This window comes from Sphingomonas sp. 66-10, from assembly GCF_001897045.1.
Classification (GTDB): domain Bacteria; phylum Pseudomonadota; class Alphaproteobacteria; order Sphingomonadales; family Sphingomonadaceae; genus Sphingomonas; species Sphingomonas lycopersici.
The window spans coordinates 1-8,635 of record NZ_MKRR01000044.1 but is presented as its reverse complement, the minus strand read 5'-3'; the positions used below and the strand labels follow the sequence as shown (position 1 = coordinate 8,635).

9 protein-coding genes and 1 pseudogene are annotated in these 8,635 nt (G+C 67.2%); 3 read left to right on the top strand and 7 right to left on the bottom strand.

Features of this window, described 5'->3' with window-relative positions; all coding sequences use genetic code 11:
- The 7 genes from BGN95_RS05205 to BGN95_RS05175 form a co-directional block, all read right to left on the bottom strand.
- The coding region (locus tag BGN95_RS05205) for an acyl-CoA dehydrogenase family protein (protein ID WP_286771859.1) at positions 1-552 on the bottom strand (552 nt) is incomplete at its 3' end.
- 11 nt (positions 553-563) lie between these two features.
- Positions 564-1,355: an SDR family NAD(P)-dependent oxidoreductase gene (locus tag BGN95_RS05200; protein ID WP_286771858.1), complete on the bottom strand. Its 792-nt coding sequence runs from the start codon at positions 1,353-1,355 to the stop codon at positions 564-566.
- Positions 1,352-1,771: a nuclear transport factor 2 family protein gene (locus tag BGN95_RS05195; RefSeq protein WP_265313191.1), complete on the bottom strand. Its 420-nt coding sequence runs from the start codon at positions 1,769-1,771 to the stop codon at positions 1,352-1,354. Before BGN95_RS05195 ends, BGN95_RS05200 begins: the two co-directional genes overlap by 4 nt.
- Positions 1,758-2,675, bottom strand: a complete 918-nt coding sequence (locus BGN95_RS05190) for an NAD-dependent epimerase/dehydratase family protein (RefSeq protein ID WP_286771857.1) — start codon at positions 2,673-2,675, stop codon at positions 1,758-1,760. Before BGN95_RS05190 ends, BGN95_RS05195 begins: the two co-directional genes overlap by 14 nt.
- Before the next feature lie 57 nt (positions 2,676-2,732).
- Positions 2,733-3,566: an SDR family NAD(P)-dependent oxidoreductase gene (locus BGN95_RS05185; protein ID WP_286771856.1), complete on the bottom strand. Its 834-nt coding sequence runs from the start codon at positions 3,564-3,566 to the stop codon at positions 2,733-2,735.
- Between the two features lie 14 nt (positions 3,567-3,580).
- Positions 3,581-4,354, bottom strand: coding sequence for an SDR family NAD(P)-dependent oxidoreductase (locus BGN95_RS05180; protein WP_179511051.1), 774 nt, complete (start codon positions 4,352-4,354; stop codon positions 3,581-3,583).
- A 247-nt stretch (positions 4,355-4,601) separates the two neighbouring features.
- Positions 4,602-6,308, bottom strand: a complete 1,707-nt coding sequence (locus BGN95_RS05175) for an N-acyl-D-amino-acid deacylase family protein (protein WP_179511052.1) — start codon at positions 6,306-6,308, stop codon at positions 4,602-4,604.
- Between the two features lie 309 nt (positions 6,309-6,617).
- Here BGN95_RS05175 and BGN95_RS05170 point away from each other — a divergent pair, with 309 nt between their 5' ends.
- From BGN95_RS05170 to BGN95_RS05160, 3 genes and pseudogenes are all read left to right on the top strand, one after another.
- Positions 6,618-7,490 (top strand): SDR family NAD(P)-dependent oxidoreductase, encoded by an 873-nt coding sequence (locus tag BGN95_RS05170; RefSeq protein ID WP_265313187.1) that lies wholly within the window; start codon positions 6,618-6,620, stop codon positions 7,488-7,490.
- Positions 7,491-7,599: 109 nt separating this feature from the next.
- Complete coding sequence (locus BGN95_RS05165; protein WP_179511054.1) at positions 7,600-8,367, top strand: SDR family NAD(P)-dependent oxidoreductase; 768 nt, start codon at positions 7,600-7,602, stop codon at positions 8,365-8,367.
- A gap of 73 nt (positions 8,368-8,440) precedes the next feature.
- Positions 8,441-8,635, top strand: a pseudogene (locus tag BGN95_RS05160) (LLM class flavin-dependent oxidoreductase); the annotation flags it as partial.

Here is an 8,635-nt window from a genome sequence, read left to right as displayed (position 1 = left end):
GAAGGGGCGCGTCTGGTCCAGCGTCGTGCAGGCGGCGACGATCAGCCCCGCCGCGCCGCGCTCGACCAGCCACGCGGCGCTGTCGGTGGCGATCAGAAATACATCCGCCGACGCGCCATGCGCGACGAAATCGACCGTTCCCGATAGTCGGTCGCCCGACGCAGTGACCTTCGCGGCGAGCCCCGTCGCGCCGATCGCCTCGCCGCTGGCGAGCTTCGGCAGCCACACGGCCTTTTGCGCCTCCGATCCGCCGCGGGCGAGGCCATGCGCGGTCATCGCCAGCGAGCCGAGCATCGGCAGCGCCGCCACCTGTGCCCCCGCCGCTTCGGCGAGGATCGCGAATTCGACCAGCCCCAGCCCGGAGCCGCCGTGCGCCTCGGGCAAGGCGATCCCGGCAAGGCCGAGCTCCTGACAGAAGCTGTGCCACAGGGCGCGGTCCACGCCGTCCTTGTCCATTGCGGCGCGGGTGCGCTCGCTGGTGGCGTTTTCGTCGAAGAAGGCCTTGGCCGTCTCCGCGATCATCGCCTGTTCGTCGGTGAATGCGAAGTTCATCTGTCTTCCGGTCAGCCGGCCTGCAACACGGCCGAGAGGTTGGGATTGCGACGCAGCTCGTTACCGCCGTCGACCGCGAAGCTCTGCCCCGTGACCCACGACGATTCCGGCCCTGCGAGATAGCGTACTGCCTGCGCGATATCGACCGGTTCGCCGAAGCGGCCGAGCGGAAATTCGGGGGCGAAGGCGTCGAGCACGCCGGGGGTCTCGAACATCGGCCCGGTCGCGTCGCTGCGGGTGAGCCCGGGGCGGACGGCGTTGACGCGGATGCCGCGCGCGCCCAACTCCTCGGCCGCGCCGCGCACCAGGGCTTCGAGCGCGCCCTTGGCGATATGATAGCTGGCGAGAAAGTGGAACGGCAGCTTGGCCGCGGTCGACGAGATGCACACGATCGCTCCGCCCGGCTGCATCAGCGGGACGCCGTGGCGGATCGCGAGGAAGGTGCTGGTGACGTTGAAGTCGAAATCGTGGCGCAGTTCGTGCGCTTCGAGCGACATGAACGGCTTGAACCCGCCGCCGCCGACCGTCGCGACGATCACGTCGAGCCGCCCCGCGATCGAATGCGCCGCGCCGAGCGCCGCCTGCACGTCGCCCTCGATGGTCGCGTCGCCCGCGAACACTTCGATCCGCGCATCGGGCACTGCGGCGAGGATTTCGGCGCGGCTGCGCTCCAGCGCGTCCAGCCGGCGCCCCATCAGCAGCAACGTCGCGCCGTCGCGGGCGAGAAGCAGTGCGGAGGCAGTGGCGATCCCGCCGCTACCCCCGGTGACGATCGCGGTCTGCCCGTCGAGCGGGCGCGTCATTGGCCCATTGTCCGCGTTTCTTCCCAATCGACGATCAGCGTGCGCTGGCTGAAGCGCCATGCGCCGCCCTCGCGTCGCCACTGATCCTGATAGCGGATCGACCAGCACAACAGGCTCTTGCCCCCGTCCGCCGCGACGAGATGGTCGGCGGTCGAATAGGTTTCGCCCTCGGCGCGATCGCCATGGATCGTGACGAGCTGGTTGTGGACGCGATGCTGCGTCTTGAGGAACATGCGTTCGAGCAGGTCGATGCTGCCGAGCACCGCATCGCGCCCCTCAATGCGGAAGCCCGGGCCTTCGACCACGCAATCCTCGGTCATCACCTCGGTCCACAGCGCCTTGTCGCGCCGATCGGCGCCGGCGGCGTAGAGTTCCGCAGTGCGGCGCAGCGCGGCCTCGTCCTCAAGCCGGGACATTGGCCCCGCCATATTGCGCGACCACCTCGGCGACCGCATTGGCGACATCATTGCGCGTATAGCCAAGCAGCGCCGTTTCGGCCGGGTCCGGCTCGTAGCGGATCCAGTTGCCGCGCCCCTGCGGAATCGCGACATCGGGGAGCAAGGGGTGCGATTCATCGCGCGCCTCGGGGCGCGCGGCATTGCCGGCGGCGGCGAAGAACAGCCCGAAATAATCCGCGAAGCTCAGATTCTCGTCGCCGACCAGATAGGCCTTGCCCGGCTCGCCGCGCAGCAAGGCGCCTTCGAGCGCCTGGCTCAGCGAGCGGAACGACATGAAATTGGTGCCCCCGGCGGGTGCGTACACCGGGATCGGCAATTTGCCCTCGGCCCAGGCGACATAGGGCTCGAAGATCATGCTCGACAGCCCCGGTACCGCGCCGACCATGAAGGGCGCGTTGACGCTGATCACGTCGAACCCCGGGCGGGTCTCTGCGCGCGCGCCCTCGCAGGCGAGTCGGCGCGAGCGGATGTAGAAATTGTTTCTTTCGAGCTCGGGCGCGGCCTGCGGGTAGAAGCTGCCGAGCTGGATCACGCGCTTCACCCCGGCCTCGCGCGCGGCACGCATGAAGGCGGGGACCGCCTCGGTATTGGCGCGGTTGAGATGCTCCTGCGCATCGATCGAGGGCGGGATGTGGCGCGGATCGTTGCCCGCGGCGAAGATGATCGCGTCAAACCCCTTGAGGCGATCGGGGGTGAAATCGCCCGCGACATAATCGCCCTTGAGGAACGGCATATCGGCCATTGCGGTGCCCGCCGGCGCGGGGTTACGCGCGGCGATCGACACGTCATGGCCCTTTTCCGCGAGATGGATCGCGGCATGGCCGCCAAGACCACCGGTGCCGCCGACGACGAGGATTTTCATAGTCTCTCTCCTAGAGCGCCGAGCGCCAAACAGCCCGAACCGTGGGGGATATTGTCATTAGGCCGGAATCCGCAGGCCGTTGCCGCTGACCAGCGGGACGACCGTCCATTGTCCTTCGGGGGTCCGCGTCCAGCCCGCCGCGGCGAGCGCGCCGCCGTCGACGTGGATCGTCGTCCCCGTCACCCAGCTCGCGAGCGGGCTGGCGAGATACAGCGCCGCGCCCGCGATGTCCTCCGGCTTGCCGAAGCGGCCGAGCGGGATCCATTTGTCCATATGCGTGCGATTCTCGGGCGGGATCATGTAATCCAGCGCGACCTGCGGCGTATCGGTGGTCTCGGGAGCGATATCGTTGATGCGAATGCCATCCGGCGCCAGTTCGAGCGCGAGGCATTTGCTCAACGCGGTCACCGCCGCCTTGCACGCGCCATAGACCGCGCAATTGGGGATGCCGCGGAACGCCTCGATCGAGGTCACGCTGACGATGCTCGATCCGGGCGCGGCGGCGCGCAGCAGCGGCAGCATCGCGCGGGTGACGCGCATCACCTGGCCGAAATTGATCTCGACGATGCCGTCGATTTCCTCGTCGCTCATCGTTTCGAACGGCTTGGCGTGGAGGAAATCGCCGACATTGTTGACCAGCACGTCGAGCCTGCCGAAGCGTTCTTTCAGCGTCGCCGCGAGCGCGGCGACCTCGGCGCTCTTGGTCACGTCGCAGCGCAGCGCGAACGCATCAGGAAAAGCGGCGGCGAAATCGGCGCGCAATTCCTCGCTCACCTCGGCGATCGCCACGGTCGCGCCGGCGGCGGCGAATGCCTCGGCACAGGCGCGGCCGATCCCGCGTCCGCCACCGGTGACGAGCACCGTCTTCCCGGAATAATCGAGCGGGTTCATCGCGGCGGCTCCCATTATGACGGCAGATAGAGTTGCGCTGCCTTGCCGCCGTCGACCGGCAGCGCGGTGCCGGTGATATAGCTTGCGGCGTCGGACAGCATGAACAGGATCGCCTCGGCGAGTTCGTCGGGCGCGCCGCCGCGGCCCATCGGGATCGCGTCGATCGTCTTGGCGGCGGTATCGGGCGCGGCCTTGCCGAACGCCTCGGTCGCGGCGGTCTGCACCTGTCCGGGGACGATCGCATTGACGCGGATGCCCGATCGCGCGCCCTCCATCGCGGCGACCGCGGTGAACTGGATCAGCGCCGCCTTCGACGCCGAATAGCTCGCCATATAAGGCGCGGCGCGGATGCCGCAGGAGGAGGAGATGTTGACGATCGAGCCTTTGCCCTGTTTCGCCATCACCCCCATCGCCGCCTTGGTGCCGACGAACACCGCATCGGCGTTGACCGCGAAATCCTGCCGCCACTGATCGAGCGTCAGGCTGCCGATCGGCGCATAATGGACCGACATCGCATTGTTGACCATCATGTCGAGCCGGCCGTGGCGCCGCGCGACATCCTCGACGAGCGCGGTGAACGCCGCATCGTCGGAAACGTCGAGCTGGTGGATTTCAACCTTGCCCCCGGTCGCGGCGATTTCCGCCTCGGCCTCGGCGAGCTTGTCCGGCCGGCGCGCGCAGATCGCGACGGTCGCGCCACGCTGCGCGAGCAACCGCGCGGTCGCCCGGCCGATGCCGTCACTCCCGCCGGTGACGATCGCCACCTCTCCCGTGAAATCCTGTGTCATTGGCGCGGTTCCACCGAATCCGATTGCGCTGAAGTCAACGCAATTGGCGCGTTGGCGGCGTGGCTGTCAATGCATAGCGTAAAATACATGAAGTTGAACTACGAAAATACTCAATGCCGCGCTCCTTTCTTGGGTCTCCGCGAAGGGCCCCATCTAAAGTATTACTTTGATGGGAACCCAAGGCGGGACCCAGCCTGGGCTCCTGCCTTCGCGGGAGCACAAGCCGGGCTTGGGATGACGGGAATAGCTACCGCGCCCCGCGCACCAATCGGCCCGGCAGCGCGCCGGTCGCCTCGCCGTGGCGGCGGATCACCGCGCCCGACACGATCGTCGCATCGTAACCGCTGGCGCGCTGATCGAGTCGTCGCCCGCCCGCGGGCAAGTCGCGGACGATCTCCGGGCGGTGCAGCTGCAGGCGATCGAGGTCGATCACATTGATATCCGCCTTGGCGCCGATGCGCAGCACGCCGCGATCGCCGAGCCCCACCGTCTGCGCGGTCCGTGACGTGAGCATATGGATCGCCCGCGCCAAGTCGATCCGCTGCTCCGTCGCGTCGCGCACCCAATGCGTAAGGAGGAAGGTCGAATAGCTCGCGTCGCACACCGCGCCATAATGCGCCCCGCCGTCGCCGAGCCCGGGGACGCAATTAGGGTGGGTCAGCATCTCATATGCCGCGTCGAGCCGGCCGTTCTCATAATTGCCCAGGGCGGCGAGGAACATCGCCTCGCCCGCGCTGTCGAGGAAGGCGTCATAGGCATAATCGGCCGGGGTGCAGCCGCGCGCGGCGGCAAGCGCGGCGATGCTCTGATCGGCAGGTGGGGCGTAATTCGGCGGATCGTTGAGCGGGAACATCCACTGCCAGATTCGCGCGATGCCGGAGAGCGGGTGGCCCGGCTCGGGGGTGTCGGAAAGGATCGCGCGACGCACCGCGGGATCGCGCATCGCCGCGATCCGCTCGGCGAGCGGGAGGTGCGCGATCGCGCGATAGCTCGGGCACAGCACGAAGGGGTGGACCGACAGCTCGATCCCGGCGATCAGCCCGATCGGCCGCGGCATCACCTGCGCGGTGATCGACGAGCCGGCGGCATTGGCCGCTTCCATCCGCGCGATCGCCTCGCGCCAGGTCGGCGGCCCGTCATTGCCGCAAGCGAGCGTATAGGTCGCGGGGCGGCCGCATGCCTTGACCACGTCGGCCATCACGTCGAACTCGTCGGCCCAGCCGCGATAGGCGTCGAGCACGATCTGCAATATGCCCGAACCGGCATCGCTCATCCCGGCGCAGATCGCCTTGAGTTCGGCGGTATCGGCGTCGTAGCTCGGGATCTGGTCGCCGTCGGCGGTGCGGTGGATGTTGAGCCGAGAGGTGGCGAAGCCGAGCGCGCCGGCCTCGACCGCCTCCCGGCTCAAGGCGCGCATCCGCGCGAGATCGCCCTCGGTCGCTGCTTCGCGTTTCGCGCCGCGCTCGCCCATCACATAGACGCGCAGCGGGGAGTGCGGGAGATAGGCGGCAACGTCGATATCGCGCCGCCCCGCCTCGAGCCGGTCGAGATAGTCGGGAAAGGTCTCCCAATCCCAGCGCAGCCCTTCGGTCATCACCACGCCGGGGATATCCTCGACCCCCTCCATCACCCGGACGAGCAGATCGCGGTCGTCGGCGCGGCAGGGCGCGAAGCCGACCCCGCAATTGCCCATCACCGCGGTGGTGACGCCGTGTGACGAGGAGGGCGCGAGCCGCGCGGACCAGATCGCCTGACCGTCATAATGGGTGTGGACGTCGACGAAGCCAGGGGTGACGATCCGGCCCCTGGCGTCGATCTCCTCGGCGCCACGCCCGCCGACATTGCCCAGCGCGACGATCTGCCCGTCCTTCACCGCGACATCGCCCTCGAACAGTGCCCCGCCGCTGCCGTCGACGATCGTCCCGCCACGGATCACCAGATCATGTTCGCTCATACGCTGCGCCTCTCCAGTCGGATATTTCTAATCCTAAGCTTCCCGCGGCGACAGGGGCCAGGCATCATCCATTTTGGCTAAAAGCGCTCAGAAACCTCCTCGTCATTCCCGCGAAGGCGGGAATCCATTCTGGCTGGCCTCTGCGTAGAATCGCAGGTGGCAGTGCTTATGGATTCCCGCCTTCGCGGGAATGACGAAGGGAGGCGTCGACATTGGCCTTGTGCGCAGATAATTACGTTTATAAATTCGAGTCTATGGGCTATTTTGATAAAAATACGCTAGTTTGCGTCGAATCGGGAAAGGATTGTCATGGTCGAGCCGAAGGTTGCACTGGTCACCGGCGCCAGCCGGGGCGCGGGGGCGGGAATTGCGCGCGGGTTCGGCGAGAAGGGGATGACGGTCTATGTCACCGGGCGGAGCACCGCGCCGGGGCTGGCGCACGGCTGGGACGGCACGGTGCTGCCGGGCACCGTCGGCGAAACCGCCGAGGCGGTGACCAGGGCAGGGGGCAAGGGGATCCCGGTGGTGTGCGATCATAGCGACGACGCGCAGGTCGCCGCGCTGTTCGAACAGATCGAGCGCGAGCAGGGGCGGCTCGATATCCTCGTCAACAATGCCGCTTACATGCACCGGCAATTGATCGAGAAGAAACCGTTCTGGGAAAAGGAACTGGCGGCGGTCGGCATCCTCGATGTCGGGCTACGCTCGGCCTATGTCGCGAGCTGGCACGCGGCGAAGATGATGGTGCGGCAGGGTTCGGGGACGATCGCCTTCGGCTCGTCGTTCGGCGCCTCCTGCTACATGCACGGGCCGGCCTATGGTGCGCAAAAGGCGGGGATCGACAAATTCGCGCATGATATGGAGCATGATCTGCGCGAGACGGGCGTGCGCACCTTCTCGATCTGGATGGGCCCGCTGGTCACCGAGCGCTCGGCGATCGCGCGCGAGACCAACCCGGAACAATATGAAGGCTTCATCGAGACCGCCGAGAACCCCGAGTTCACGGGGCACATCATCTATGCGCTGGCGACCGATCCCAAGGGCGCGGCGCTCAGCGGGCGGACGCTGATCGGCGCGGAAGTGGCGCGCGATCTCGGCGTCACCGACCGCGGCAAGGAGCGGCCGTCGTATCGCGAGATGCTCGGCAGCCCGCCGGAGCCGAACCCGGCGGCGGTTTATTGAGAGGCCCGCAGCGACCCCCCTATTGTGCTCCCGCCAAGGCGGGAGGCTGGGTCCCCGCGTTCGCCGGGACACAAGGGGGGCTGGCGATGTCAAACGGAAAGGACATTAAGTGACATCCAAGTTGAACCTGCCGGCGACCGGCGTGATCGTGACCGGCGGGGCCTCGGGGATCGGGCTGGCCTCGGCGAAGGCGCTCGCCGCGGTCGGCCGCCCGGTCGCTTTGTGGGATATCGCGGCCGATCGTGCGCGCGATGCCGCCGCGGCGGTGGCGCAAGAATTCGGCGTCAAGGCGATCGGCCTCGGCGTCGATATCCGCGATCTCGACAGCTATGACGCCGCGATCGAAGAGAGCCGCGCGGCGATGGGATCGATTGGCGGGTTCGTCCACGCCGCGGGCGTCGTCGATACCGCATCGATCGACGGGATGACCGCCGAAAGCTGGGACGCGGGGATTCACACCCATTTGCGTCCGCTCGCGTTCCTCGCGCAGAAGCTCCAGCCCGATCTTGCCGCCAACAAGGGGTCGGCGATCGTCGCGATCACCTCGATCAACGCGACGCTCGGCAATGCGATCAACCCGATCTACACCGCGGCGAAGGGCGGGATGCTCTCGCTGGTCCGCTCGCTCGCCGACCGGCTGGCGCGGGACGGGGTGCGGGTCAATTCGGTGTCGCCGGGGCAGATCATGACCCCGATGATGAAGCCCGCGGTCGACAACCTCCCCGGTTTCTTCGAGAAGCGCATCCTGCTCGCGCGGATCGGCGAGCCCGAGGAAATCGGCAGCGTGGTGCGCTTCCTGATGTCCGACGATGCAAGCTACGTCACCGCCGCCGAACTGGTGGTGGACGGGGGCAATATCTCGTCGCAGCGGGTTTAGTCCAAACGGACCAAGCGCGCGCATCGCTCTCCGCTTATTCCGGCTGCAAGTCAGATCAGGAAGGTGGAGAGCGATGAAATTCTCGATCATTTACGAAGCCCAGATGGTGGACACGTCGCGCGAGAACGAGGCGCGGACGTTCCATGAAATCATCGAGCAGTCGCTGCTCGCCGAGGAAATGGGCTTCGATAACGTGTGGGCGGTCGAGCATACCGCGCTGACCCAGTACGCGCATATGTCGGCGCCCGAGACCTTCCTCGCCTTCCTC